Here is a 26,672-nt window from a genome sequence, read left to right as displayed (position 1 = left end):
AGGCTATTATCCCTGGCTCGTTAACAGCCGGCCATCCCGATGAAATACGACAATATTCTGCAAACTATAGGAAATACCCCCGTTGTTCGCCTGAACAGCTTCACCGACACCCTGGCGGCTGAACTCTGGGTCAAGCTGGAGAGCTTCAACCCCGCTGGCTCAGTCAAGGATCGACCGGCCCTGAACATGATCGAGTGTGCCGAACGGCGCGGCGACCTGAAGCCCGGCGACACCATTATCGAACCCACCTCAGGCAATACCGGCATCGGCCTGGCCATGATTGCAGCCCAGAAGGGTTACCCCTCGGTGTTCGTGATGGCCGAAGACATGAGCGAAGAGCGCAAGACCATTCTGCGCGCGTTCGGCGGTAAACTGGTGCTGACACCGGCGGAGCAGGGCACCAAGGGGGCCATCGAGGAGGCCCGGAGACTGGCGGCGAAAAACGGCTGGTTCTTTGTCGGCCAACATTTCAACGCGGACAATCCCGAAGCCCACCGAGGCACCGCCGATGAGATCTGGGCCGACTTTGGTAATCAGCTGGATGCCATTGTCTGCACCACGGGAACCGGTGGCACCATCTCCGGTATCGGCAAGTACATGCGCCAGCACAACCCGGACATTGAGATTATTGCCACCGAACCGGCCGATTCCCCCATTCTCTCCCAGGGCATCGCCCGCAAACATAAGATCATGGGCACTGCCCCCGGCTTTATTCCGGATATCCTGAACACCAAAATCTATAACCGGATCTACCCGATCACCACCGAGGAAGCCTACCAGACCACCCGGAACCTGGCCCGCCAAGCGGGTATTTTTGCCGGCATCTCCTCCGGCGCAGCGGTGGCCGGGATGCTGAAAGCGGCACGGGAAGAGGCATTTCGCGGCAAAGTGCTGCTGGCCATGCTGCCGGACACCGGGGAGCGTTACCTGAGCACCGATCTCTGGAGCTGACCGGGCGCCACAACCCGCACCATAACAGCACCTCGCCTGGCTCCACTCTAAGTGGTGACCAGAATTTATTTCTGCGCTAGAATAGGGCAACCCGAGCGGAGACACAGCACCCCACAGCAACAGCTCCTGGATCAAGTGCCACCGGAATTCACTAGCAACCCAGCACCAGGACGCCCAAACAGACGATGACCTCACTGGTCCTAAAAGTCCGCGTAAATGACCTTCAGCCAGGCATGTTTGTCTCCAGTCTGGACCGCCCCTGGCTGGAGAGCCCCTTTCCCGTCCAGGGGTTTCCCGTCAAATCGACCCGGGACCGTGACGAACTGGGTGAGTTCTGCAACTCTGTCTACGTCGATGTCAGAAGGAGCCGGATTGCCTCAATACCAAAGCATATCCTCAGCCAGAGCGAACCGGTCGATCCTGCATCCAATTCGGCGCAGATCTATGCATTGACCCGCCGCCGGCGTCCCACCCCCTATCCCAAGGCTACTTCCAGAAAAGAGGAGATGCGCCGGGCAAAAACACACTGCCAGGCCATGGAGTCGGTCTACCTGACGCTACAGCACGATGCGCGCAACAACAGGGGAGTCAACCTGCCGGAACTGAAAAGCGCCATCGAGCCCATGGTCCGGAGTGTTGTACGCAACCCGGATGCCTACATCTGGCTGACACATCTGAAAAGCATGGATAAGTACGATTATCACCATGCACTCAGCTGCGCCGTGTTGGCGGTCGCCTTTGGTCGGCACCTGGGTCTGCCGATGGCCCAACTTAACGCACTGGCCACGGGTTGTTTTCTGTTCGATATCGGCAAGGCAAAACTGCCCGGGAAACTACTGAATAATACACGCCGCCTGACCAGAGATGAGTTCGAACGGGTAAAACAGCACGTGAATTTCAGCCTGGATATACTCGGACAGACCAGGGGCATCGACAATCAGATACGGGCCATGATCCAGACCCACCATGAGCGCTACAACGGCGGCGGCTACCCGGCCGGCCTGTCCGGCGACCAGATCCCCCTGTTCGGGCGTATTGCCGGCATGGTGGATGCTTATGATGCGATCACATCGCAACGTCCGTACTGCCAACCCATACCCGCCTATACAGCCATTGACCTCCTCTATCAATGGCGCGGAATCGATTTTCAGTCCGAGCTGGTGGAACAGTTTATTCAGGTGGTGGGTATCTATCCGGTTGGCAGCCTGGTGGAGCTCAGCAATGGCACTGTTGGTGTCGTGATCTGTCAGAATGAGCACCTTCGCCTGCACCCCCAGGTGATGATCCTGCTCGACAGCAAAAAGCAGCTGCTGGAGGAGTTTTACGAGATCGATCTGCGCAACGGACTGGATGATCAGGATCCGCACACCCTCAGCATCACCCGGGGCCTGCCACCGGGCGCCTATAAGCTGGACCCCCGTCTCTACTATTTCTGATTCTGAGTCTTGTGAAACAGTCAATATTAAATCCGTTGCAACTGCTCGGTCGCCTGGACGTGCTGATCGACTCCGCGCCCCGACAGGGGGCATTGATCCTGATCCGGCTGCATGGACTGAAGCGCATCAGCAGCATTTTTGGCGCCCGGGCTGTTGAGCAGATCATTGCCGATCTGGCAAAACAGATGAAACGGTCGCTGCGGCCGGACGACAACCTGCTGAGATCAGGGAGATTCGAGCTGGTTGTGCTGATTGCCGGGTTGGTTAATCAGGGACATGCCAAGCTTGCCGCCAACAAGTTGGCCCGGATTCTGGAGACACCCGTCGAAATCGGCGAGACAGTGCGTAAAATTCCCTTTTCAATTGGCGTCTCGCTGACACCGGACCAGACCCGCGAATCTGAACAGCTTTTGCGCTATGCCGATATTGCCAGCATCGCGTCCAAAATCACCCGAACCCCCTACCAGCTATACAATCACGACGACCTGGAAGGGATTGTCACGGACTGGGACATTGAGGGGGATCTGGCAAACGCCATCGCCAGGCACCAGCTGAGCCTCGACTACCAGCCCAAGATCAGATCCGACACAGGTCGATTGATCGGTGCCGAGGCGCTGATGCGCTGGCACCATCCGGTCCACGGGCCGATTCAACCGGACCGCTTCATCCCGGTAGCGGAAAATATCGGAATCATGCCGAAACTGACCTGGTGGTGCCTCAACACCGCCCTACGGGAACGCCTCGAGTGGGGTGAAGCAGCCAGCCACCTCTCGGTGGCGGTCAATATATCGGCCCTGGATCTGACGGATGAACGATTTATCCGGTCAGTACGCAACGCCCTGGGAATCTGGGACACGCCTCCCGAACTGCTGACCCTGGAGATCACCGAGAGTTCGCTGATGAAGGACCTCGCCTCCAGCATCGACATTCTGAATCGGCTCCGCTCCTGCGGCGTTCGCATCTCGATCGATGATTTTGGCACCGGTTACTCCTCCCTGGCCTACTTCAAGCAGCTCCCGGCTGACGAACTGAAGATCGATCGATCCTTCGTCATCAACATTCTGGAGGACGACCTGGACCAACACATTGTCAGCACCATTGTGCAGATGGCCAGGAAGCTTGAACTGGATATCGTCGCCGAGGGAGTGGGCTCTGAGGCGATCCAGGCGCGGCTGATAGAACTTGGTTGCAACCTGATTCAGGGCTACCATATTGGAAGACCGATGCCACAAGTGCAATTTAACGCCTGGCTTCGTGACGGGATCGATTGGCAGTTCTTGTGAACCTCGGGAGTGATCAGACCGGCATGCCCGAAACCAACTATCTACAACAGGTTGCCGAACTGGGTGAAATGCAGACGGTGGTCTGCACTGAACACATCCAGTCCGTCGATGGCGCCAGGTTGCTGCCCAAGGGCGCCAAACTGAACCGCCAAGTCATCAAACACCTGCTGAACCACAAACTGCTCAAACCAATCGATCTCACCACGCGGATCGAGGACGCGGTAGACCAACAGACCCTGATCACCCTGGGACGCAGCCTGATGGAGCGTGACTCCGAAATGGGTACACTGCTGCGGATGATGCGGGGCGAGAAGTTTGTCCGGCAGAGCTGCGCCAGAGTCCACCTGGAACCCCCCATCCAGAATAAACTGACCGTGGCACAGAAACTCCATCCGGAGCTGCTGGAACACAGTTTACGGGTGATGCTGGCGGTTACCGTTATCGGTGAACAATTGGGACTTTCCGAACAGGAACTGGAGGTACTGGCAACCGCCGGTCTGCTGCATGACCTGGGGGAACTGCATCTGGGTATCGTGGATCTGCCACTGGAACAGAACTTGAACCTGGAGCACTGGCAACAGGTCCGCAGTCACCCGATCGTTGGTGCCATGATCCTGCAACAGTTTCCGGCCTATGCAAACCATGTGGCCCGGACCGTACAGGAGCACCATGAACGGACCGATGGCAGCGGTTATCCTTACGGGCTCAATGGCACCGCCATGAGTCGCACCGGCCGCCTGCTCTCTTTCGCCGAACTGGCCATCGGCGCCCTGAAAAAATACTCACTGAGGCAGTTGAGCAACATTATCAAATCCAACCTGGATGCACTGGATCCACAACCGGTTGGGGTATTTCTCAACGCACTGCGCCAGTTTCAAACGCAGATCACGGTCGCGCCGAGTGAAGCGAGAGATGAGAACATTGTCTCCCTGTTCAAGCTGGTGGCACAGCTGGTATCCAGCGCTGAAACCATTTCCGAATCCTTCAAGTCCACGCCTGGAAGCATTCAAACCTGTCTGCTGGGGCCGGTGGTGGGGAACATCCACCAAACCCTGCGACGTGCCGGCTTCGACCTGCACAACACGGAAGCCACCCTGGCCATGATCAACAACGACCAGGAGACCTTCATCGAGCTGGAAGAGCTGCTCATGGAATCGGTCTATCAACTGCGCAAGGCGCTGTTGGAGATGGAACGGCATAACGGCGGCCGGGATGGGGACAATCAGGCCATTATCCGGCAATGGGTCGCCGATGCGGAACAGCATCTCGACACGGCCGCCAACTTACTGAGCTGACCGCAGACTGCCTGGTCGGTCAGCCCATCTCAGCAATCCCGCAGCATCGCCTCCCGTATCGGTTCCGGCACCGGCATCGGCTGTTGGGTCTGACGATCCACATAGACATGCACCCAATGGCCGGTGGCCGCCGCTTCATCCTCGCCCTGACGGAACATGGCCATGGCGTAGATCACACTGGTGCGTCCCACCTTCATGACCCGAACCCCCAGATCCAGTACATCGGGGAAGCTGACCGCCCGCAGAAAACGGCACTGGCTCTCGGCCGCGTAGGGGATCACCGGATCCTGCATCCAGTCCAGCCCGGCATCGGTCAGATACTGCACGATCAACGCCTCGAACAGACGATAATAGATAACGTTGTTCAGATGTCCGAACTGGTCATTGTCATTCCAGCGGGTCGGGATGGTGTAGAAATAACGGTAGTCGTCGCGCTTCAGCCATTCATTGTTGATCATCGGGGATTCTGCTCGCTTGCTGCCATCCTGCGATTGCGGCACCGCGTCGGGCAGCCGAAAACCGCATGAAACAGGGGTTAATTATGGTTTTCAATCGGCCGGACAGAATAGTCTCATCCCCTACCGGCTGGCAAGGGCGACCGGCAATCAGGGACCATCTGTTCCGGTCGGGATGGGTACCGCAGTACCGTAGCAACGGATAGAATTTCTCCTACCAGCCCCTTTGGCAGTGTGCCACCATGGGAAACCACAGTTCCATCAGCTGCGCGCTGATGCCACCAAAGCGAGGAACCAGCCATGCCTTATGTGAATATCAAGATCACCAACGAGGGGGCCAGCGCCGAACAGAAGGCAGCCCTGATTGAAGGCGTAACCCGGCTGTTACAGGAGACCCTGAACAAAAACCCGGCCACCACGGTAGTGGTGATCGAAGAGGTACCGACCGATAACTGGGGCATCGGCGGGCGGCCGGTTACCGAGTTGCGCCGGGAACAGCGACAGGCCGGCCAGCCATAACGCGATCAGCGGCCACGCAACAGATCAGCGTGAAATCCCCACGGGTAGCCGCCGCTATCTGCTGTTTGCCCCTGCACATATCAGCCGGGCCAGGTGCGGCCGGCGACCAGGCTAGTTAAGCGGATAGCTCACCGACACCACCCAGTAGCGCCGCTCGCCGCCGGGGGTCTGTACCTGCACCTCGTCATCCACAGATCGCTTCAGCAGCGCCCGGGCCAGCGGGGCGTCCATGCTGATCCAGCCACGCTCCGGATCAAACTCATCCGGCCCCACAATGCGGTACTGATACTCTGCACCAGCCTCGTCCTCCAGGGTCACCTGGGCTCCGAAAAAGATCTGTTCGGGATTGGACGGAACCGAATCCACCACCTGCAGATCCGGCAGGCGTTTCTGCAGATAACGGATACGTCGATCCAGCTCCCGCAGCTCCTTCTTGCGATAGATATACTCGGCATTTTCTGAACGGTCCCCCTCGGCCGCCGCCGCCGCCAGTGCCTTGGTTACCTCGCGACGGCGCACCCAGAGGGCTTTCGATTCGGTTTCCAGGCGCAGATAACCCGCCCGGGTGATATAGGGGGACTGTTTCGGTTGGGGCGGTCGATAACGACCCATGGTAGTCTCACCTCCAACAACGACCCGGCAGTGCCGGGGTTAATTCAAATTCGAGAACGTGTACACTAAGCGGCCCGATACTGTTTACCAGAGAAGATTGCCCATGAGCAATACACCCGACATCCTGAAAAAGATCGTTCAGCGCAAACGGGAAGAGATCAGCCAGCGCCAGGCAACACTGCCCCTTGAGCGCCTGATCGAACAGTTGGCCGAAAGCGACAACCCGACCCGGGGCTTTGCCCGGGCCATCGCGGATAAAATCGACCAGGGCGGGGCGGGGGTAATTGCCGAGATCAAGAAGGCATCACCCAGCAAGGGGGTGATTCGGGCTGACTTCCGACCCGCCGAGATCGCCGCCAGTTACCAGCAGGGGGGGGCTGCCTGTCTGTCGGTACTGACCGACGTGGATTTTTTCCAGGGCAGCGACGCCTACCTGCAACAGGCCCGTGCCGCCTGCAGCCTGCCGGTGATACGCAAGGATTTCATTATCGATCCCTATCAGGTCCATGAAGCACGCCTGATCGGGGCCGACTGCATCCTGTTGATTGTCAGCTGCCTGGACGACGACACCCTGCAGGAGCTGAATACACTGGCCCACTCGCTCGGTATGGATGTGCTGGTGGAGGTGCATGATGCGGCGGAACTGGAGCGGGCCCTGACCCTCAACAACCGCCTGATCGGTATCAACAACCGTAATCTGCGCACCTTTGACGTCTCTCTGGACACCACTCTGGAACTGCTGGCACAGATTCCGCCCGGGCACATCGTAGTCACCGAAAGCGGCATCCACACACCGGACGATGTACAGCGTATGCGCCGGCACGGTGTTCACGCCTTCCTGGTTGGCGAGGCCTTCATGCGCGCCGACGATCCCGGCGAGAAGCTGGGCGCCCTGTTCCGCTAGGCCCGCGGCTGGTTTTGCGGATCAGGAACGCCCCGGGATCCTATTTCTTCAACGAATCACTGGCCTCGCTGAAGCCCTTCAGGGAGACCTGCATGCCCAGCGCCTTGTTCTGGGAGTTGGCAAACGCGACCTTCAGTTTGTCACCCGCTCTCATCGCCTGCAGCAGTTCATCACTCACCGACAGGCTGGCACGGCAACCATCCGCGACGCAGATATTATAGGCCACCTTGGTGGCCTCACCCACATCATCCACCTGCACCTCCATGCCCGCCATCAGGGAGACACCGAGCGGCGTGGTGAACACCAGAACCGGCCCGCTGGCGAGAGGTGGATAGCCAAAACTGACATGGAGTATGGTCTGATTGTTCTCTTTCAGGCGCAGACGCTGGAAGATGAGACACAGCTCTTCACCATTCGGCAGTGTCTCGCAACGCCGTCCCCAATCATCGAAAGTCTGTCCCGCCTGAGCCCCGTCCGTTGTCGCATCGGCCTGGTTCTCCTGGGCCAGCGCCCCGCCGAAGGGCAGCAGAGCCGCTACCAGGGTAATAAATAGAATCGCACGTCCGCGCTGCATCATAAGCTGTTTCTCCCAAACTGCCGTGTATCCTGAATAATCAAAGCCGTATCCGGTTGAAATCGGCGTTATTACATCATACTGCATCTGGGTTAATTGAGGGGTGAAATTATCTGGCCGCACGCATTCCGGAAAAAATTAATACCGATTCTGGGCTCAGATATTCCACATTGCCGCCGAGTCGTTTAGTCTTGCCTGGGTAATTTCACTCGCTGCAGCCGGTCCCATGAAAAACAGCCCTTCCATCGATAAAGTCCGCAATATCGGCATTGCCGCGCACATTGATGCCGGCAAGACCACCCTGACAGAGCGTATCCTGTTCTACACCGGCGCGCTGTACAAAATCGGCGAGGTGCATGATGGGGCGGCCCACATGGACTATATGGCCGAAGAGCAGAGCCACGGCATCACCATCACATCGGCCCTGACCAAGGCGACCTGGAACGACTGCCTGATCCAGATTATCGACACCCCCGGACACGTGGACTTCACCATCGAGGTGGAGCGCAGCATGCGTGTGCTGGACGGCTGTGTAATCGTGCTGGATGGCGTGCGGGGGGTTGAACCGCAGACCGAAACGGTCTGGCGACAACGCTCAAAATTCAATCTCCCCTGCCTCTTTTTTGTTAACAAGATCGACCGGCCCGGGGCCAGCTTTGAACATGTCCTGACCACGATCAGCAAACGGCTTGGCGCCCGTCCCCTGCCGGTGACCGTGCCGCTGCCGGAACAGAACGCGGTAATTCACCTGATTGAAGGCACCCTGATCCGCTTCTCCGGCCAACATGGTGACCAGCTGGAAACCAGTCCCTGCGATGGGGCGCTCTGGGCGTCCGTGGCAGACCACCGGGAGACCCTGCTGATGGGGATTGCCGAGACCGATGATCTGTTTGCCGATCAGGTGCTGGCCGGCGAAGAGCCGGCCCCGGAGCAGATCTGGGCGGCCCTGCGTAGCGCCACCCTAAGGGGCGAAGTGTGTCCCTGTTTTGGCGGCTCCGCACTGCGTGACCTGGGTATCCAACCCCTGATCGACGGCATGACCCGGTTGCTCCCCGCCCCCCTGGAACGGCCCGCCGCCACGGCCTGGCTGCCGGATGGCTCCACCACCACCATCGAGATGGAAGACGATCAGCCCCTGGTCGCCCTCGCCTTCAAGGTACAGATGTGGGATGGGCGCCGGCATGTGTTCGCCCGCATCTACCGGGGCACCCTGAAACCGGGCGACCAGGTCCGCTTCAGCCGGGCCGACGGCAGCATGGTACAGGAGCACGTGGCACGGATTTTTGACGTGGATGCGGCCCGGAAAACCCGTATCGACATCGCCCACGCCGGGGATATCGTGCTGCTGGCCGGGTTGCGCCACGCCGCCACCGGCGACACCCTGTGCCACCCGGATCACCCGCTGCTGCTGGAGCGTATCGACACCCGGGAGCCGGTACTCAGCCTGGCGGTGGAACCGGCCTCATCCAGTCAGGAGGAGAAGTTCCTGGAGGTGATGGGCAAGTTGCAGGAGGAGGATCCGACGCTGCAGTTTGGTGAAGATCCCGACACCGGCCAGAACCTGCTCCGGGGCATGGGGGAACTGCACCTGCAGATCATCATTGAACGACTGCAACGGGAATACAACCTGGAGGTCAGAACCGGCAAACCGGCGGTGGCGCTGCGGGAAACCATTACCCGGCAACAGGAGCTGACCCAGCTGTTCCAACCGCCCGCCGACCCGGCGCGCAAGGATTCACTAAAGGCCCAGGTAACGGTGCTGGTCAAGCCCCTGCCGCGTGGCACCGGTCTGGTCAGGCATTGCCAGCCCACCGTCCTACCGGAGGGCAGCCAGCTGACCGCCCAGCAGCAGGAGGCGCTGGAGCAGGGTATTCAGTTCGCCCTCGGCGGCGGCCCACTGGAAGGGGCACCCCTGCAGGACCTGGAGGTGAGCATCACCCAGGTGGAACTGTTCGGTGCCCAATCCACACCGGAAGCCCTCACCTCCGCCACCGCCCGCGCTCTGCGCAAGGCCCTGGAGAGTGCCGGGCCGGCGCTGCTGCAACCGATCATGAAAGTGGAAGTGATGGTGCCGGAGGAGAATCTGGGTACGGTACTGGGGGATCTGCAGTCCCGCCATGCCCTGATCCAGGATACCGACCGCACTATCGATCAGGCCACCATACACTGCGAAGCCCCACTGGCCAGTCTGCTCGGCTACACTACCGAATTGCGCAGCATGACCCAGGGCCGCGGACAGTTCAGCACCCTGTTCGAACGCTTCGACATCGATTAAATCACCCTCTCAGCAGCGGATCACTTAACATAGCCAGCATGAACAGCCAGGATCAGCTCCACCGTTTTCTGTTTGAGTCGCTTAATATTCGTGGCGAAATCGTCCAGATGGACGCTAGCTGGAAGGCGGTACTGGAGCGCTATGCCTATCCTGCTACGGTCCGGGACCAGTTGGGTCAGGCCATGGCCGCTGTCATCCTGCTCTCCGCCACCATCAAGTATGATGGCTCTCTGATCCTGCAGGCCCAGGGCAAAGGGCCCCTGCATACCCTGGTGGCCCAGGCCACCCGGGAACGGACTGTCCGGGGTCTGGCGCGCTGGGAGGGAGACCCGCCAACCGGTGATCTGGCCTCACTGTACGGTAACGGCCAGATGATGCTGACCGTGATCAACCAGGGCGGTGACCGCTACCAGGGCATTGTCGGTCTGGAAGGCAGCACCCTGGCGGACGCCCTGGAGCGCTATTTCAACGACTCCGAGCAGCTCGCCTCACGCTTCTGGCTGGTGGCGGATGGCGAGCGGGCGGCCGGCCTTTTTCTGCAACAGCTGCCAGCGGAAGGCGACAGCCAGGAAGGGTGGCAGCGCATCGGCCTGCTGGCTGATACGGTTACCCCGGAGGAGCTGTTGAATCTGCCCGTCCAGACCCTGCTGCACCGACTGTTCCATGAAGAGCAGGTGCGCCTGTTCGAGCCGGAACCGGTCGCCTTCCGCTGCACCTGCTCGCGGGAGCGGATTGGCGACTCCCTGCGCGCCATGGGCCGGGAGGAGCTGCTAGCCATCCTGGAAGAGCAGGGAGCGATCGATGTGGACTGCGATTTCTGCAACAAACACTACCAGTTTGATGCCGTGGATGTGTAACAGCTGTTTATTGAGGGTGTGCCGATCAGCACCCCCGACCAATCCCAGTAACAGCACCATCTCCGGCTGACACCCCAGCAAGGAGCCAATATGAACTTCCGATTTCTCGCACTGCTACTGACCCTGATCGCCGGCCCGGCATTCGGTGACCAGCCTGCCCTGACCTATGACCGGATCAACCTGGCGGTTTCAGCCGGTGAAGAGGTGGATAATGACACCCTTAGCGCCACCCTGTTCGCCCAGCAGGAGGGGAAAGATCCTGCCGAGCTGGGCAAGCGGGTCAACAGCGCCATCAAACAGGCGGTGGAGAGCGCCAAACAGCATGCCGGCATCAAGGTCCAGACCCTGGATTACCAGACCACGCCGATCTATCGCAACAATACCCTGACCGCCTGGCGGGTGCGCCAGTCAATCCGTCTGGAGAGCCGGGATGCGGCGCTGATCGCCCAGTTGATCGGCCAGTTACAGAGCGGACTGAGCATCGGCAGTATCAGCTATGACGTATCCCCCGAACAGCGCCAGCAGCTGGAAGCGCGCCTGATCAGCCGGGCCATCCAGCTGTTCCGGGAGCGGGCGTCACTGATCAGCCAGGAGATGGGACACAGCCACTACCGGCTGGTGCAGATGGATATCAACACCGGCGGCGTTTCACCCCGACCCTATCCGATGCGGACCATGGCCCTGAAGGCAGAGTCGGCCCCCACCCTGGAGGCTGGGACACAGCGGCTAGAGGTGCATATCAACGGTACCATCGAGCTGAAAACGGAGTAGGGTAAACCTCCCGGCCTGGCCCGTCGCCAGGATACAGCCGACGGACCGGTTGCCGGGCTATTCAACATCAATGGCTGTTTTGTGGGAGAATGCCTCCCCTCTAGCAGTAATCCACGGACCGGATCATCCTGGCCAGGGCAGGCGCTTAGCAGACTCGCGGTTTACCGCAAGCACCACAACCGGGCAGGTGAGCCGATGGATACGCAAAACGAGATGAATCCCTATACGGATGATTTTGACAAGGCGTCAGAACATCTGCGCCAGGCCCTGGCCCTGCTCTCCAAACATAAGATCCCTCCGTCGCCGCTGAACTACCGCATCGGCTACGACGCGGCGGCCGGGCGAAACGAACGGCTGCGCCAGGAGTTTGAAAACCGGCTGAACAGTCCCGCCGGGATCTCCCAGGAGGCCCTCTGGCAACTCTATGCCAACCATTTTCTCCAGGATGACGAGACCCTGGAGCAGTTGCGTAAGGATCTGCGCATTCTGATCACCTCACTACAGCAGGAGTTCAGCCGGGCCGGCGGCAACATCGCCGGGTATGCGGACACCCTTAACCGGTTCGCCGGCATTCTGGAATCGGAGTCCTCTATTGTCCAGATTACCGCCGAGGTACACCGCGTCATCGAGGATACCCGGCACATGGAGCGGTCCCAGACCCGGCTGGAATCCCAGATGTCCGGGGTGATGCAGGAGATGGAGAGCATGCGCCAGGAGCTGGAGCAGGTCAGACAGGAGTCACTGGTGGATGGCCTGACCGGCGCAGCCAATCGCAAAGCGTTTGACCAGGTTCTGAATCAGCGCCTGGAGGCAGCCCCGGAGCAGAACCTGGCCACCTGCCTGCTGCTGGCGGATATCGACCACTTCAAGCAGTTCAATGACAACCACGGCCACCTGGTGGGCGACAAGGTGCTGCGCTATGTCGCTTCCATCCTGCTGCGGTGTGTAAAAGAGACCGATACGGTGGCCCGCTATGGTGGGGAGGAGTTTGCCCTGATCCTGCCGGACAGGGACATTGACGCAGCCAGGCAGGTGGCAGAGCAGATCCGCCGGGAAGTCTCCTCCGCCAGCCTGGTCAACAAAAGCCGTGGCGAGAACTACGGCACCATCAGCATCTCCATCGGTATCGCCCTGCTGCAACCGGACGACCAGCCTGAGGATCTGATCCAGCGGGCGGATCAGGCCCTCTACCTGGCCAAGAACCGGGGCAGAAACCGGGTTGAATATGTAGAGACCTGAGTCCCGTCAACCCCGCTCAACCGATCCGTCCGGGCTCCCCTTAAACCCACTCCGGACACGCCACCCCGGTACCCCCCAGGCCGCAATAACCACCGGGATTTTTTGCCAGATACTGTTGATGATACTCCTCGGCATAATAGAATACCGGGGCCTCCAGGATCTCCGTGGTTATGGCGCCGAAACCCCGCGCCGTAAGCACTTCCTGGTAGGCATCACGGGAGGACTCCGCCGCACTTCGCTGGGCGGCAGTGGTGACATAGATACCGGAGCGGTACTGGCTGCCGATATCGTTGCCCTGGCGCATCCCCTGGGTCGGGTTATGGCTCTCCCAGAACAGTTTCAGCAGCCCGCTATAGGGGATCTGTTCGGGATCAAACAGCACCTGCACCACCTCCGCATGGCCGGTGGTCCCGTTACAGACCTCCTTGTAGATCGGATCAACCGTATGTCCGGCCGCGTAACCAACAGCGGTGCTGTAGACCCCCGGCGTCTCCCAGAAACGCCGCTCTGCGCCCCAGAAACAGCCCATGCCGAACAGGGCACGCTCCAGCCCATCGGGAAACGGTGGCAGCAGCGGATGACCATTGACGAAGTGTTTATTGGTTATCTGCATGGTGACCTCGGTAATCTGGGTTATAGTGGACGACAGAACGATTAACAGCCCTGGATTGATATCAGGATAGTGTCTTGAGTAAACAACGCAAGCCCGGAAAGGGCAAGGATCAGCTGGGTATTTTCGGCCCGGCCGTACTGCTGGTCATACTGGGTTTCATACTGGCCTACCAGTTCGTCCAACCGGCCCCCCCGGACCATATCCGGCTGGTAACCGGCCAGACAGACGGCGCCTACTATCTGTTCGGCCAACAGTATCGCAAACGGATGCAGGCGGAGGGTATCCAGCTGGAGGTGCTAGCCAGCGCCGGATCGATAGACAATATCAAGCAGCTCGCACAGGGTGATGCGGAAGCGGCCCTGGTGCAGGGCGGCACCACCGGCAATACACCGGAGGAGGCCCACCTGGTATCCCTGGGCAGCCTCTACTTTGAACCGATCTGGCTGTTTCACCGCAAGGAGCTGCCGATCACCCGGCTGACCGATCTGCAGGACAGGTCAGTGGCCATCGGCTCGCCGGGCAGTGGCACCCGCGCCCTGGCCCTGCAACTGCTAGCCGACAATGACATCAACCCGAGCAACAGCCCGCTGCTGGAATTGACCGGCCGGGCGGCGGCGGACGCCCTGCTGGAGGGGCGTATCGATGCCGCCTTTCTGGTCGCCTCGCCCATGTCCCCGGTGGTGCGCGCCCTGCTGGATGCGGAGGATATCCGCCTGATGAGTTTTGCCCGCGCCGAAGCCTATACCCGGACACACCGCTTCCTCTCTGCCGTGGTTTTGCCGGAAGGGGTGATCAATCTGAAGCGCAACCTGCCGGATCGTCCGACCACTTTATTGGCCGCCAGTGCCAACCTGGTGGTCCGGGACGATCTGCACCCGGCGCTGGTGGATCTGCTGCTGCAAGCCGCCCAGGGGGTTCATGAACAGGGCGGCTGGTTTGAACAGAGCGGCCAGTTTCCGGCCCCGGAGTACCTGGTCTACCCCTTGAGCAGCGCCGCCGAACGCTTTTACAAATACGGCCCCCCGCTGCTGCAGCGCTATCTGCCGTTCTGGGCCGCCACCCTGGTGGATCGCCTGAAAGTGATGCTGCTGCCGTTCCTTGCCCTCATGCTGCCGCTGGTGAAGATCATGCCACCCATCTACCGCTGGCGCATGCGCTCACGCATCTATCGCTGGTACAAGGAGGTGCTGGCAATTGATCACCAGTTATTCAAACCGACGGCAGATCTGAACCAGGCCCGGGCGGCATTGGCCCGCATCGAGTACGAGGTCTCCCATATCGAGATCCCGCTCTCCTACGCCGAAGAGCTGTACGACCTGCGGCTGCATATCAGCCTGATTCAGCAGAAACTGGAACGACTGGCAGTGGAGGGAGAGAACGCCCCCGCAGCGGGGGAAGTGGAGAGCCAGTCGATCTGAAAGCTGTCCGCCACGGGCCACCACCTGATGACCCAGGGATGGCCCGTGGCGTTGCATAACAGCCGGGCTTATTTGAGTTCCGGCCCCAGTACGAAATCCAGGGAACTGAATCCCTTCGCCTCCAGTGCGTCCTCAATATCGTCCCAGGTGAACTCGGGATTGGCCTCCTCGGCGGCGGCGATCACACCGGTGGCGTGGCGAAACGCCTCATGGGACTCCATATCTTCAGGAATTTTCACCAAACGGATCTGCCCCGGCTCCTTGCTTGGCAATACCATTACATTGCAATTCATCAAACAACGCTCCTCTGATTATCGGGTCCGGCACACTCAGTCAGGCGCCTTTTCCCGCTCACTGGCACAGCGGATACAGAGCAGTGCCGCCGGATCGATCTCCAGGCGATTCTGCGCAATATCTTCGCCGCACTCTACACAATAGCCATATTCATCGTCATTGATACGACGCAATGCCTGCACAATACGCTTCAGCTCGCCCGCCCGCCGCCGCTGGTTCTCCTGGGACATCGCCTGCTGTTGCAGAGCGTCCATGCGCGACAGGCGTCCCACCCGGGTCTGATCCAGCTCCACCGTACCCGCTGCGGCCTCTGCCGTATCCGCCACCGTCAGCAGTTCCGCCTGGCGCTCCAGCAGCAACTGGCGGAAATGCGCCACATCAGGAGCGGGCATGGATCACCTCGTGCATGGCCAGCAGCCGTTGCGCCTCTTCCACGTGCAGATTCTCCACCAGCCGGCCATCCACCACGCAGACCCCCCGGCCGGCCTGCTGTGCCTCCTGCCAGGCGGTAATAATCTGCCGCGCCTGCTGTAATGCATCGGGGCTGATACCAAAGGCCCGGTTAGCCGGTTCAACCTGCCTGGGGTGGATCAGGGTCTTGCCATCAAAGCCCATGTCCCGCCCCTGTTCACAGGCCGCCACAAAACCGGCCTCATCCTGCAGATCCAGGTAGACCCCATCCAGGATCTCCCGGTCATAGGCGCGGGCCGCCAGTACACAACGGCCCAGGGTCAGTAGCAGGCCCTCCCGGCCCGGGGTGTGCCGGACCCGCAGCTCCTTGGCCAGATCGGAAGTGCCCATCACAATCACCTGCACCCGGGGATGGGCCGCGATGGCGTCAATCTGCAGGATGCCCCGCGGCGTTTCGGCCATCACCCAGAGCGGCAGATCGGCCGGCCCACCAGCGCTCTCCAGCGACGCCGCCACCCGGTCGATCATCTCGGGACTCTCCACCTTGGGCAACAGGATCGCATCGGCACCGGCAGTGGCCAGGGCGGCGATGTCCGCCGCCCCCCAGGGGCTCTCCAGGCTGTTGATGCGTACGATGCGTTGACGATAGCCATAATCATGCCCGGCCAGGGCGGTCCGTACAGTCTCCCGCGCCTGCTCCTTGGCATCCGGCGCCACCGCATCCTCCAGATCGAGAATCAGGCCATCGATCGGCAGGGCAGCAGCCTTCTCCAGGGCGCGACGGTTGGAACCCGGGGCGTAGAGCACGGAACGGAGCGGAGTGTAGGATCTGGATGTCATTACCAAGCCTGTTGGATAGAGAGATCATGGGATTAAACGGGAGAGCCGCTGCGGTCTGATGGGTAATCGGCCCCGCGCCACCCGACGTGCGCTCTATCCTACCCGAACCCCTACTGGTGACAAGGGCAATGCTTGTCCTGATTTACGGAAATGTCTATCCTTCCCGCTCCCGATTCATCCACTGAAAAGAGAGACAGCATGTCAGACACCGAACAGCGCACCCTATTTATATTCCCCGGCCAGGGCTCCCAGTACACCGGCATCGGCAGCGACCTGTGCGCTGAATTCGCCTCCGCCCGCCAGGTCTATGAAGAGGCCAGCGAGGTGTTGGGCTATGACATGGCCAAGCTCTCCCTGGAGAACCCGGACGACCGGATCAACCTGACCCGTTACACCCAGCCGGTGCTGCTGACCCATCACATCGCCTGCCTGACGGTCTACCGGGAGCTGGCGGAGACGCCGCTGCAGCCAGTGGCGGCCGCCGGCCACAGCCTGGGGGAATACAGCGCCCTGGTCACCGCCGGTGTGCTCAGTTTTGCCGATGCCCTGAAACTGGTGGCGCGGCGGGGTGAACTGATGGGCGATTTCGGTGAGGGTGAAATGGCCGCCCTGACCGTGGACCTAGAGACCGCCCGCCCCCTGGCGGACAAGCACTTCTGCGGCATCGCCGGTCTCAACCTGCCGGACCAGACCGTGGTAGGCGGCGCCGGGACCGACCTGGACGCCCTGGCGGCGGAGATGGCGGAACTGCTGCCCAAGAAGAAGGCGGTACGACTCAAGACCGAGGGCGCTTTCCATACCTACTACATGGTGGAGGCGGCCCGACGCTTCCGGGAGGCGTTGGCCGAAGCCACCTTCTCCGCCGCCAACCTGAAGGTCCTCTCCAACTACACCGGCGGCTTCCACGAAGACGATGCGGAAACCATCAAGTCCCGGCTCTTCTTCCAGCTGTTCCACCCGGTCAACTGGGTTGGTTGCATGCAGAGCGCCCTGGATGACGGCATCAATCTGTTCGTGGAGTTTGGTGGCGGCATTGGCAGCGGCGAGGGGCCGGCCGAGAAGCGGCCCAATCTGGAGGGGATTATCAAGAAGTTTACCCGCCGGGCCAGCCCCCGGCCTGACTATATAGCGGCCATCAACCTGGCCACTATCCGCACTGCGGCAGGGGTTGAATGAACGGCTAACCGGTTGCCCGGCCGGCCGGGCGACCGGCTGGGCCGGTCGATTCAGACGGCGGCGGAGTAACTGCCGACAAAGCGTACCGCGACTTTCTCGCCCACCAGGATCTCCGCGGTCAGCTCCAGCCGGCTCCGTTTGCCGGCCCGCAGACTTTCAATAAAGGTCTCGTAACTGCCATCATCCGGCAGACGGCAGCGCGCCTTGATCTCGCCCCGCACCGGCAGGCTGTAGGTAATCCGGGCATCCCCCAACACGCTGTGGGCCGGCACCCCCTCATCCTCGAACTTGAGGTGCAGCATACCCCAGCAGACCACCGCGCAGATGCTGTAGAGACTGCCACCGAAAGCGGTACCGTGGATGTTGATATTGGGCTCGAAGTCGGCCAGAAACAGCAGCTCCCGACCGTCGTGCTCCTCCACCCGGACCCCCATGGTGCGGGTCAGGGGGACTTCACGATGCAGGGTCTCTTCAAGCAGGGCAAGGCGTTGTTGCATGATTACTTCACCGATTTGTGGCGGTAGACAGCCGGCAACTGGCCCGCCGCATCGTAGCTGACATCCAGGTCGCGCAGGATGCCATCCCGAATACTGTAGATCCAGCCGTGCACCGCGAGCGGCTGACCGCGACTCCAGGCGTCCTGCACAATGGTGGTGTGGGTCAGGTTGGCCACCTGCTGGATCACGTTCAGCTCGCACAGGATGTCCACCCGCTCCTCCTGGTCGAGACAGTTTTCAAACCGCTCCTGGTGCTGGTAATAGATATCCTTGATATTGCGAATCCAGTTGTCGATCAACCCCAGGGGGCGGCTCTCCAGCGCCGCCGCCACACCACCGCAGCCGTAGTGCCCCACCACCATGATGTGCTTCACCTTCAGCACCTCCACCGCGTACTGCACCACGGTCAGGCAGTTCAGGTCGGTGTGCACCACCATGTTGGCCACGTTGCGGTGGACAAAAATCTCCCCCGGCAGCAGGCCGGTGATCTGATTGGCCGGCACCCGACTGTCGGAGCAACCGATCCAGAGATACTCCGGTGACTGCTGCTTGGACAGCTTGTCAAAGAAGGCCGGATCTTCCTCCTTGATCCTGGCGGCCCATTCGGCGTTATAGTCAAACAGCTGTTCAATTTTGGGCATGGTTATCTCGGCTCTGGCTGGTAATGGGGGCCAGTATCGATGAGTCTGGCAGGCTGGGCAAGACCAAACTCAGGCCTGCTCCAGTTCCACCAGGGTGCCGCAGAAATCCTTCGGATGCAGAAACAGCACCGGCTTGTTGTGGGCACCGATCTTGATATCGCCCAGCACCCGTGCTCCGGCCTGTTTCATCCGTTCGGCAGCCGCCTGAATATCTTCTACCTCGTAACAGACATGGTGTACCCCGCCACCCGGATTCTTCTCCAGGAACCTGGCGATGGGGGAGTTTTCACCCAGCGGATGGAGCAGCTCGATCTTGGTGTTGGGCAGCTCCACAAACACCGTAGTCACCCCATGTTCCGGCAACGCCAGGGGTTCAGAGACCCGGGCGCCCAGGGTATCCCGGTAGATGGCGGTGCCCGCCGCCAGGTCCGGCACCACGATGGCCACATGGTTCAGTTTTCCAATCATCTGTATAACCTCGCTATAAAATGGGGGAGCGGATACCCGGTAGATTCAAACCCGCGGGACCGGTCAGTCCGACAGACGGTCGTCGTGCAAAAAGGCTTCCAGCAGTTGCGCCGCCGCCAGGGTGGGGGGCAGACTCCCCGCCACCACCGCCTGCTCCAGACGGGGGATCAGCTGCGCCACCCGTTGGTCCTGGCGCAACGCGGCCAGCAGGCTCTCGGCGGTCTCATTCCACATCCAGGACTTGGCCTGCTGGGCCCGACGCTGGGCCAGTTCACCACTCTCGGTCAGTACCTGACGATAGCGGCAGACGATCTCCCACGCCTCGGCGATGCCACGCTTCTCCAGGGCCGAGCAGGTCTTTACCGGCACCTGCCAGTTGCGGGTGCGGGGGTGCAGCAGTTTCAAAGCATGAATATAGTCGCTGGCGGAGTGGTTGGCGGTGGCCGCCATCTCCCCATCCGCCTTGTTCACCAGCACCAGGTCGGCCAGCTCCATGATGCCGCGCTTGATGCCCTGCAGATCATCCCCGCCACCGGGCAGCAATAACAGCAGGAACATGTCGGTCATGTCGGCCACCGCCGTCTCCGACTGGCCGACGCCGACGGTCTCCACAATCACCACATCGAATCCGGCCGCCTCGCACAGCAGCATGGTCTCCCGGGTACGCCGGGTCACACCGCCCAGGGTCTTGCCCGCCGGCGAGGGGCGGATAAACGCCTCCCGGTGCCGGCTGAGCTCCTCCATGCGGGTCTTGTCCCCCAGGATCGAGCCACCACTGATAGCCGAAGAGGGATCCACCGCCAGCACCGCCAGTCGGTGGCCCTGTTTCAGGATATGCAGCCCCGCCGCCTCGATAAAGGTCGACTTACCCGCCCCCGGCACGCCACTGATACCGATGCGGATGGAGTTGCCGGCGTGGGGCGTCAACCGCTCCAGCAGGGCATTGGCCAGGATCCGGTGATCGGGCCGGGTCGACTCCACCAGGGTGATGGCCCGGGAGAGGGCTCGCCGCTGGCCCGCCAGGATGTCACGGGCCAGACTCTCTGCATCAAACGCCATCCAGGATCACTCGAACTCGATAATGACCTGGTCGACCTGCAGGCTGTCACCCACTGCCGCCTTGATGGCGGATACCTTGGCATCCTGTTCGGCGCGCAACACGTTCTCCATCTTCATCGCCTCGATCACCGCCAGCTCTTCGCCTGCCTTGACCTCCTGGCCCTCGGAGACCGACACCTTGACCAGCAGACCAGGCATGGGTGAAAGCAGGAACTTGGAGAGGTCCGGCGCCTCTTTTTCCGGCATCAGGGCATGCAGCTTAGCGGCACGGGGGGCCAGCACCAGGGCATCGGTCTGATTACCCCGATGGAACAGCCGCAGCCAGGCCCCTTTACGCTCAACCTGGAAACAGACCGACTGGCGGTTGATGGTTGCATGCAGCAGCAGTTGGCCCAGCTGCCACTCGGTGGTAACGGTGTAACTCTCCCCCTCGTACTCCACCTGGAAGCCCCCATCGGCCGACACCACCGTCACCGGGTGCTGCTCGCCGTTAATGACCACCACCCAATCATCGTGTACCCGGCGCTCATGGCCACGCAGCTGGCCACTGATACGGGCAGCCCGGTCCATGTACTGGCGATGCACGATGGCGGCAATCACCACCACCTTGGCCGGATCATCGTGTGGCACATAGGAGGCGTCAAAACCGTCCGGAAACTCTTCCGCAATAAAGTTGGTGGTGAGCCGGCCCTCGATGAAACGCGGATGCACCATCAGGGCGTTCAGGAAGCTGATGTTGTGCTGTACACCCCGGATACAGTAGGCGTCCAGGGCGTCCTGCATGCGGGTGATCGCCTCGTTGCGGTCGGCGCCATAAGTGATCAGCTTGGCAATCATCGGGTCATAGAACATGGAGACCTCGCCCCCTTCAAAGACGCCGGTATCCACCCGCACATTATCACCCACTGGCGGTTCATACTTGACCAGTCGGCCGATGGAGGGGAGGAAGTTGCGGAACGGATCTTCCGCGTAGACCCGCGACTCCATGGCCCAACCGGTCAGCTTCACATCTTCCTGCTTGAGCGGCAGCTCCTCACCGTCGGCGACCCGGATCATCAGTTCCACCAGGTCCTGTCCTGTAACCAGTTCAGTGACCGGGTGCTCCACCTGCAGACGGGTGTTCATCTCCAGGAAATAGAAGTTGCGGTCGGCATCCACAATGAACTCCACCGTGCCGGCGGAGCGGTACTGCACCGCCTTGGCCAGCTGGACCGCCTGCTCGCCCATCTTCTGCCGGGTCTCTTCGTCGATAAAGGGGGAGGGCGCCTCTTCGATCACCTTCTGGTGGCGCCGCTGGATAGAGCACTCCCGTTCCCCTAGGTAGATGACGTTGCCGTGGGTGTCCGCCATCACCTGAATCTCGATATGGCGCGGCTCCTGAATGAACTTCTCGATGAACACCCGCTCGTCACCGAAGCTGGAACGGGCCTCGTTGGTGGCACGCTCAAACCCGTCGCGACACTCCGCCTCGTTCCAGGCCACCCGCATACCCTTGCCGCCGCCACCGGCGGATGCCTTGAGCATGACCGGATAACCAATTTCGTTGGAGATCTCCACCGCATGCTCGGCGTCCCGCACCACGTCGGTATAACCGGGTATCACGTTGACTCCGGCCTTTTCCGCCAGGTTCTTGGAGGTGATCTTGTCACCCATGCTGTTAATGGCCAGGGTCGCGGGACCGATAAAGGCGATACCCTCTCTCTCCAGAGCCTCACAGAAATCAGAGTTTTCCGACAGGAAACCGTAGCCTGGATGCACCGCCTGGGCGCCCGTGTCACGACACGCCTGGATAATGCGCTCCATCACCAGGTAACTCTCTGCAGAGGCGGACGGGCCGATATGCACCGCTTCATCCGCCATTCTCACATGCAAGGCGTCGCGATCGGCATCGGAATAGACCGCTACGGTCTTGATGCCCATTTTGCGGGCGCTCTTGATCACCCGGCAGGCGATCTCCCCACGATTAGCTATAAGTATTTTATTAAACATGTTTTATGTCTCTGTTCGTTAGCCGAAACTGAACCCGTTCAATCCCGACTCGCCATATTGTGTAGGGTGGACACGCCGTCTGTGCCCATGCGGCGTCTGCCCGGACTGCTGCAGCAGCGCCCGTTGCGGACCCCGCAGAATCGGATCCCTTACAACGGGATATTGCCGTGCTTGCGCCAGGGATTCTCCAGCTCCTTGTCTTTCAACATGGCCAGGGAGCGGCAGATACGCTTCCGGGTGCTGTGGGGCATGATCACATCATCAATAAAGCCACGGCTGCCGGCGACAAACGGATTGGCGAACTTCTCCCTATACTCTTCGGTACGGGCGTCAATCTTCTCCTGGTCACCCAGATCCTGACGGAAGATGATCTCCACCGCGCCCTTCGGTCCCATAACAGCGATCTCAGCGGTGGGCCAGGCCAGGTTCACATCACCGCGCAGGTGCTTGGAGGCCATCACGTCGTAGGCACCGCCATAGGCCTTGCGGGTGATCACGGTGATTTTCGGCACCGTGGCCTCTGCGTAGGCGTACAACAGCTTGGCGCCGTGCTTGATGATACCGCCATACTCCTGGCTGGTGCCCGGCAGAAAGCCTGGCACATCCACCAGGGTCACCACCGGAATATTGAAGGCGTCACAGAAACGCACGAAGCGCGCCGCTTTCTTCGAGGAGTCGATATCCAGACAGCCCGCCAGCACCATCGGCTGGTTGGCCACAAAGCCGACCGTGGAGCCCATCATGTGGCCGAAGCCGGTGATGATGTTGCCGGCGTAATCCGGCTGGATCTCGAAGAAGTCGTTGTCATCAACGATCTTGGTGATCAGCTCCATCATGTCGTAGGGCTTGTGGGGATCGGCTGGGATCAGGGTATCCAGGGAGGGGATCTTGCGATCGGCCGGGTCATCGGTCGGCCAGACCGGCGGCAACTCCTTGTTATTGGATGGCAGGAAGTTGACAAAGCGGCGCAGCATCAGCAGCGCTTCCACGTCGTTATCGAATGCCAGATCGGCCACGCCGGACTTGCTGGTGTGGGTCAGGGCACCACCCAACTCCTCCGCCGTGACACTCTCGTGGGTCACGGTCTTGACCACGTCGGGGCCGGTGACAAACATGTAAGAGGTGTCCTTGACCATGAAGATGAAGTCGGTCATGGCCGGAGAGTAGACCGCCCCACCCGCGCAGGGACCCATGATCATGGAGATCTGGGGAATCACGCCGGAGGCGAGCACATTGCGCTGGAACACATCGGCATAGCCGGCCAGGGACTCCACCCCCTCCTGGATACGGGCGCCACCGGAGTCATTCAGACCGATCACCGGTGCGCCGACCTTCATGGCGTGATCCATGATCTTGCAGATCTTCTGGGCATGGGCGCCGGACAGGGAGCCGCCGAACACGGTGAAGTCCTGGCTGAAGACAAATACCAGTCGACCACTGACAGTGCCATAACCGGTCACCACCCCGTCGCCGGGGATCTTCTGCTTCTCCATGCCGAATTCGGTACAGCCGTGCTCCACGAACATATCCCACTCTTCGAATGAACCGGGATCAAGGAACAGTTCAATGCGCTCACGCGCCGTCAGTTTTCCCTTGGCATGCTGGCTGTTGATGCGTCTCTCACCACCGCCATTCACTGCGGCCGCGCGCTTCTCATCGAGCCGGCTAATCATCTCTTGCATGAATCTCTCCTCAAGCTTGAACGGTGGTATCGCCACCTGACGTCTCCCCCCGGGACGGGGGAGATGTTTAATCCTGTACCCCTAGATGCCCTGACGACGGCGAATAAACGCCAGCATTTCCGCCGCCGAGGCCGGAATATTGGTGCCCGGCCCGTACACGGCCGCCACGCCCATCTCCAGCAGGGCCGGGTAATCCTGCGGCGGAATCACTCCACCGCAGACTACCAGAATATCCTCCGCGCCCTCATCCTTCAGCGCCTGCAACAGGGCCGGCACCAAGGTCTTGTGACCCGCCGCCAGGGATGATACACCCACCACGTGCACATCGTTTTCCGCCGCCTGGCGCGCCGCCTCTTCCGGGGTCTGGAACATGGGACCGATATCCACATCGAATCCCAGATCGGCATAGGCGGTGGCGATCACCTTGGCGCCCCGGTCGTGCCCATCCTGGCCCATCTTCACCACCAGCATACGGGGACGGCGACCCTGCTCCTCGGCAAAGCGAGCGATCTCCTGCTTGATCTTGTCAAAAGCGTCGTCACCATCATAGGCGGAGCCGTACACGCCGGACACGGAACGGGTGATTGCCTTGTGCCGGTTATACACCGACTCCAGGGCATCGGAGATCTCGCCCACCGTGGCCCGGGCCCGGGCAGCATCCACCGCCAGCTCCAGCAGGTTACCGGAGCCATCCTTCGCCGCCGCCACCAGGGCATCCAGCGCCGCCTTGTGGGCGGTTGCATCACGCTCGGCACGGATGCGCTGCAGGCGGGCCACCTGGGCCTCCCGCACCGCAGTGTTGTCGATGTCCAGCACGTCGATCTCCGGCTCTTCCTCCAGCTGGTACTTGTTGACCCCGACGATCACCTCTTCACCCCGGTCGATGCGGGCCTGGCGCAGTGCGGCCGCCTCTTCGATACGCAGTTTCGGCATACCGGATTCAACCGCCTTGGTCATGCCACCCAACGCCTCCACCTCGTCAATCAGCTTGCGCGCCTCCTCTACCATGGCGTTGGTCAGGCTCTCCACGTAGTAGGAGCCGGCCAGCGGATCCACCACCTTGGTGATACCGGTCTCTTCCTGAATCACCAGCTGGGTATTGCGGGCAATACGGGCCGAGTTGTCGGTGGGCAGTGCCAGCGCCTCATCGAAGGCGTTGGTGTGCAGCGACTGGGTACCACCCAGCACGGCGGCCATGGCCTCGATGGTGGTGCGCATGATGTTGTTGTAAGGATCCTTGGCGGTCAGGCTCACCCCGGATGTCTGACAGTGGGTGCGCAGCATCTTGGAGCGCTCATCCTTGGGCTGGAAGTGCTTCTCCATCAACTCGGACCAGAGCAGTCGTGCGGCACGCAGCTTGGCCGCCTCCATGAAGAAGTTCATGCCGATGGCGAAGAAGAAGGACAGGCGCGGGGCAAACTGGTCCACATCCAGCCCCTTGGCCAGGGCGGCGCGCACATATTCCAGGCCGTCGGCGATCGTGAAGGCCAACTCCTGCACCAGGGTCGAACCGGCCTCCTGCATATGGTAGCCGGAGATGGAGATGGAGTTGAACTTGGGCATATGCTCCGCGGTGTAACCGATAATATCCGCCACGATACGCATGGAGGGTTCGGGCGGATAGATATAGGTGTTGCGGACCATGAACTCCTTGAGGATATCGTTCTGCAGGGTACCGGCCAGCTTTTCCGGCGGCACCCCCTGCTCCTCGGCCGCCACGATGTAGCTGGCCATCACCGGCAGTACGGCACCGTTCATGGTCATGGAGACGGAGACCTTGTCCAGCGGGATGCTGTCGAACAGGATCTTCATGTCCTCCACTGAGTCGATCGCCACGCCGGCCTTGCCCACGTCGCCCACCACCCGGGGATGATCCGAGTCGTAACCCCGGTGGGTGGCCAGGTCAAAGGCCACCGACAAGCCCTGCTGTCCCGCCGCCAGGTTGCGCTTGTAAAAGGCGTTGGACTCTTCGGCGGTGGAGAAACCGGCATACTGGCGTACCGTCCAGGGACGCCCCGCGTACATGGTGGCGCGCGGGCCCCGCATATAGGGGGCAAAACCCGGCAGACTATCAACATGCTCCAGGCCCGCCAGGTCAGCCGCCGTGTACAGCGGCTTGATCCCGATTCCTTCCGGCGTCTGCCAGTTCAACGCCTCCAGGGGACGTCCACGCAGCTCCTTCTCGGCTTGTTTTTTCCACTCTTCCAGGGTTGGTTTTGGCTTGTTGGCCATGGCAAATAACTCCCGAACAGGGTTGCGGCGCAGCCCTGCCCAATTAACTTCCGGCAGCGGTAGCGGCCGGTTTGAGGTCACACAATTCGATCAGGAGTCCGCCGGGACTAACGCCGCGATACGGGTGACAAAGTGGACTTTGCCTATCCCGGCCTCTTGGTTGAATAGTGGTGCTGTTCAG

At 60.9% G+C, this 26,672-nt stretch carries 26 protein-coding genes; 12 read left to right on the top strand and 14 right to left on the bottom strand.

Annotated elements, in window-relative coordinates:
- The first annotated feature begins 39 nt into the window (after nucleotides 1-39).
- From cysK to AAY24_RS13640, 4 genes are all read left to right on the top strand, one after another.
- Nucleotides 40-951 (top strand): cysteine synthase A, encoded by a 912-nt coding sequence (gene cysK, locus AAY24_RS13655; protein ID WP_046860164.1) that lies wholly within the window; start codon nucleotides 40-42, stop codon nucleotides 949-951.
- A gap of 233 nt (nucleotides 952-1,184) precedes the next feature.
- Nucleotides 1,185-2,387: an HD-GYP domain-containing protein gene (locus tag AAY24_RS13650; RefSeq protein WP_046860163.1), complete on the top strand. Its 1,203-nt coding sequence runs from the start codon at nucleotides 1,185-1,187 to the stop codon at nucleotides 2,385-2,387.
- 11 nt (nucleotides 2,388-2,398) lie between these two features.
- The gene (locus AAY24_RS13645; protein WP_082117155.1) at nucleotides 2,399-3,670 is read left to right on the top strand and encodes a putative bifunctional diguanylate cyclase/phosphodiesterase; all 1,272 of its coding nucleotides are present in this window, start codon (nucleotides 2,399-2,401) and stop codon (nucleotides 3,668-3,670) included.
- Nucleotides 3,671-3,693: 23 nt separating this feature from the next.
- Complete coding sequence (locus AAY24_RS13640) at nucleotides 3,694-4,965, top strand: HD-GYP domain-containing protein (protein WP_199930382.1); 1,272 nt, start codon at nucleotides 3,694-3,696, stop codon at nucleotides 4,963-4,965.
- Between the two features lie 29 nt (nucleotides 4,966-4,994).
- Here AAY24_RS13640 and AAY24_RS13635 read toward each other — a convergent pair whose 3' ends face one another.
- Complete coding sequence (locus AAY24_RS13635; RefSeq protein ID WP_046860161.1) at nucleotides 4,995-5,423, bottom strand: acyl-CoA thioesterase; 429 nt, start codon at nucleotides 5,421-5,423, stop codon at nucleotides 4,995-4,997.
- A 297-nt stretch (nucleotides 5,424-5,720) separates the two neighbouring features.
- Here AAY24_RS13635 and AAY24_RS13630 point away from each other — a divergent pair, with 297 nt between their 5' ends.
- Nucleotides 5,721-5,939, top strand: coding sequence for a tautomerase family protein (locus AAY24_RS13630; protein ID WP_046860160.1), 219 nt, complete (start codon nucleotides 5,721-5,723; stop codon nucleotides 5,937-5,939).
- 111 nt (nucleotides 5,940-6,050) lie between these two features.
- On the opposite strand, the gene greB is transcribed toward AAY24_RS13630, so the two are convergent.
- Nucleotides 6,051-6,551 carry a transcription elongation factor GreB gene (gene greB / locus AAY24_RS13625; protein ID WP_046860159.1) on the bottom strand — a complete coding sequence of 167 codons (501 nt, stop codon included), beginning with the start codon at nucleotides 6,549-6,551 and terminating at the stop codon, nucleotides 6,051-6,053.
- 103 nt (nucleotides 6,552-6,654) lie between these two features.
- Between greB and trpC the strand changes: the two genes are divergently transcribed.
- Nucleotides 6,655-7,455: an indole-3-glycerol phosphate synthase TrpC gene (gene trpC, locus AAY24_RS13620; protein ID WP_046860158.1), complete on the top strand. Its 801-nt coding sequence runs from the start codon at nucleotides 6,655-6,657 to the stop codon at nucleotides 7,453-7,455.
- Between the two features lie 40 nt (nucleotides 7,456-7,495).
- Here trpC and AAY24_RS18595 read toward each other — a convergent pair whose 3' ends face one another.
- The gene (locus AAY24_RS18595; protein WP_052761246.1) at nucleotides 7,496-8,032 is read right to left on the bottom strand and encodes an invasion associated locus B family protein; all 537 of its coding nucleotides are present in this window, start codon (nucleotides 8,030-8,032) and stop codon (nucleotides 7,496-7,498) included.
- Between the two features lie 223 nt (nucleotides 8,033-8,255).
- Here AAY24_RS18595 and AAY24_RS13610 point away from each other — a divergent pair, with 223 nt between their 5' ends.
- The 4 genes from AAY24_RS13610 to AAY24_RS18590 all read left to right on the top strand — a co-directional run bounded on the left by AAY24_RS13610 (nucleotide 8,256) and on the right by AAY24_RS18590 (nucleotide 13,171).
- Nucleotides 8,256-10,304 (top strand): elongation factor G, encoded by a 2,049-nt coding sequence (locus tag AAY24_RS13610; RefSeq protein WP_046860157.1) that lies wholly within the window; start codon nucleotides 8,256-8,258, stop codon nucleotides 10,302-10,304.
- Nucleotides 10,305-10,342: 38 nt separating this feature from the next.
- Nucleotides 10,343-11,161: an Hsp33 family molecular chaperone HslO gene (hslO, locus tag AAY24_RS13605; RefSeq protein ID WP_046860156.1), complete on the top strand. Its 819-nt coding sequence runs from the start codon at nucleotides 10,343-10,345 to the stop codon at nucleotides 11,159-11,161.
- 90 nt (nucleotides 11,162-11,251) lie between these two features.
- The gene (locus tag AAY24_RS13600; RefSeq protein WP_046860155.1) at nucleotides 11,252-11,932 is read left to right on the top strand and encodes an SIMPL domain-containing protein; all 681 of its coding nucleotides are present in this window, start codon (nucleotides 11,252-11,254) and stop codon (nucleotides 11,930-11,932) included.
- Nucleotides 11,933-12,127: 195 nt separating this feature from the next.
- Nucleotides 12,128-13,171, top strand: a complete 1,044-nt coding sequence (locus tag AAY24_RS18590) for a GGDEF domain-containing protein (RefSeq protein WP_052761245.1) — start codon at nucleotides 12,128-12,130, stop codon at nucleotides 13,169-13,171.
- A 40-nt stretch (nucleotides 13,172-13,211) separates the two neighbouring features.
- On the opposite strand, the gene msrA is transcribed toward AAY24_RS18590, so the two are convergent.
- Nucleotides 13,212-13,784 carry a peptide-methionine (S)-S-oxide reductase MsrA gene (gene msrA, locus AAY24_RS13590; RefSeq protein WP_082117153.1) on the bottom strand — a complete coding sequence of 191 codons (573 nt, stop codon included), beginning with the start codon at nucleotides 13,782-13,784 and terminating at the stop codon, nucleotides 13,212-13,214.
- A 74-nt stretch (nucleotides 13,785-13,858) separates the two neighbouring features.
- Between msrA and AAY24_RS13585 the strand changes: the two genes are divergently transcribed.
- The gene (locus AAY24_RS13585; protein ID WP_046860153.1) at nucleotides 13,859-15,202 is read left to right on the top strand and encodes a TAXI family TRAP transporter solute-binding subunit; all 1,344 of its coding nucleotides are present in this window, start codon (nucleotides 13,859-13,861) and stop codon (nucleotides 15,200-15,202) included.
- A gap of 68 nt (nucleotides 15,203-15,270) precedes the next feature.
- Here AAY24_RS13585 and AAY24_RS13580 read toward each other — a convergent pair whose 3' ends face one another.
- The 3 genes from AAY24_RS13580 to AAY24_RS13570 are packed head-to-tail and all read right to left on the bottom strand — an operon-like array spanning nucleotide 15,271 to nucleotide 16,747.
- The gene (locus tag AAY24_RS13580) at nucleotides 15,271-15,495 is read right to left on the bottom strand and encodes a hypothetical protein (RefSeq protein WP_046860152.1); all 225 of its coding nucleotides are present in this window, start codon (nucleotides 15,493-15,495) and stop codon (nucleotides 15,271-15,273) included.
- Nucleotides 15,496-15,531: 36 nt separating this feature from the next.
- Nucleotides 15,532-15,888, bottom strand: coding sequence for a TraR/DksA family transcriptional regulator (locus tag AAY24_RS13575; protein WP_046860151.1), 357 nt, complete (start codon nucleotides 15,886-15,888; stop codon nucleotides 15,532-15,534).
- Nucleotides 15,875-16,747 carry an HpcH/HpaI aldolase/citrate lyase family protein gene (locus tag AAY24_RS13570; RefSeq protein WP_046860150.1) on the bottom strand — a complete coding sequence of 291 codons (873 nt, stop codon included), beginning with the start codon at nucleotides 16,745-16,747 and terminating at the stop codon, nucleotides 15,875-15,877. The genes AAY24_RS13575 and AAY24_RS13570 overlap by 14 nt, the downstream gene beginning before the upstream one ends.
- A gap of 198 nt (nucleotides 16,748-16,945) precedes the next feature.
- On the opposite strand from AAY24_RS13570, the gene AAY24_RS13565 reads away from it, so the two are divergent.
- Nucleotides 16,946-17,923, top strand: a complete 978-nt coding sequence (locus AAY24_RS13565; RefSeq protein WP_046861312.1) for an ACP S-malonyltransferase — start codon at nucleotides 16,946-16,948, stop codon at nucleotides 17,921-17,923.
- A 50-nt stretch (nucleotides 17,924-17,973) separates the two neighbouring features.
- On the opposite strand, the gene AAY24_RS13560 is transcribed toward AAY24_RS13565, so the two are convergent.
- From AAY24_RS13560 to scpA, 7 genes are all read right to left on the bottom strand, one after another.
- Nucleotides 17,974-18,420 (bottom strand): YiiD C-terminal domain-containing protein, encoded by a 447-nt coding sequence (locus AAY24_RS13560; protein ID WP_046860149.1) that lies wholly within the window; start codon nucleotides 18,418-18,420, stop codon nucleotides 17,974-17,976.
- 2 nt (nucleotides 18,421-18,422) lie between these two features.
- Entirely contained in the window at nucleotides 18,423-19,061 is a 639-nt protein-coding gene (gene can, locus AAY24_RS13555; RefSeq protein ID WP_046860148.1) for a carbonate dehydratase, read from the bottom strand.
- A 69-nt stretch (nucleotides 19,062-19,130) separates the two neighbouring features.
- Nucleotides 19,131-19,529, bottom strand: a complete 399-nt coding sequence (gene mce, locus AAY24_RS13550; protein ID WP_046860147.1) for a methylmalonyl-CoA epimerase — start codon at nucleotides 19,527-19,529, stop codon at nucleotides 19,131-19,133.
- A gap of 63 nt (nucleotides 19,530-19,592) precedes the next feature.
- Entirely contained in the window at nucleotides 19,593-20,588 is a 996-nt protein-coding gene (gene meaB, locus AAY24_RS13545; RefSeq protein WP_046860146.1) for a methylmalonyl Co-A mutase-associated GTPase MeaB, read from the bottom strand.
- A 6-nt stretch (nucleotides 20,589-20,594) separates the two neighbouring features.
- Entirely contained in the window at nucleotides 20,595-22,577 is a 1,983-nt protein-coding gene (gene accC, locus AAY24_RS13540; protein WP_046860145.1) for an acetyl-CoA carboxylase biotin carboxylase subunit, read from the bottom strand.
- A gap of 149 nt (nucleotides 22,578-22,726) precedes the next feature.
- A complete protein-coding gene (locus AAY24_RS13535) occupies nucleotides 22,727-24,259 on the bottom strand; it encodes an acyl-CoA carboxylase subunit beta (protein WP_046860144.1) in 1,533 nt (510 codons plus the stop codon).
- Between the two features lie 81 nt (nucleotides 24,260-24,340).
- Nucleotides 24,341-26,491 carry a methylmalonyl-CoA mutase gene (scpA, locus tag AAY24_RS13530; RefSeq protein ID WP_046860143.1) on the bottom strand — a complete coding sequence of 717 codons (2,151 nt, stop codon included), beginning with the start codon at nucleotides 26,489-26,491 and terminating at the stop codon, nucleotides 24,341-24,343.
- Nucleotides 26,492-26,672 lie beyond the last annotated feature (181 nt).

Source organism: Sedimenticola thiotaurini (assembly GCF_001007875.1).
Lineage (GTDB): Bacteria > Pseudomonadota > Gammaproteobacteria > Chromatiales > Chromatiaceae > Sedimenticola > Sedimenticola thiotaurini.
This window is presented reverse-complemented; position numbering and strand designations above follow the sequence as displayed.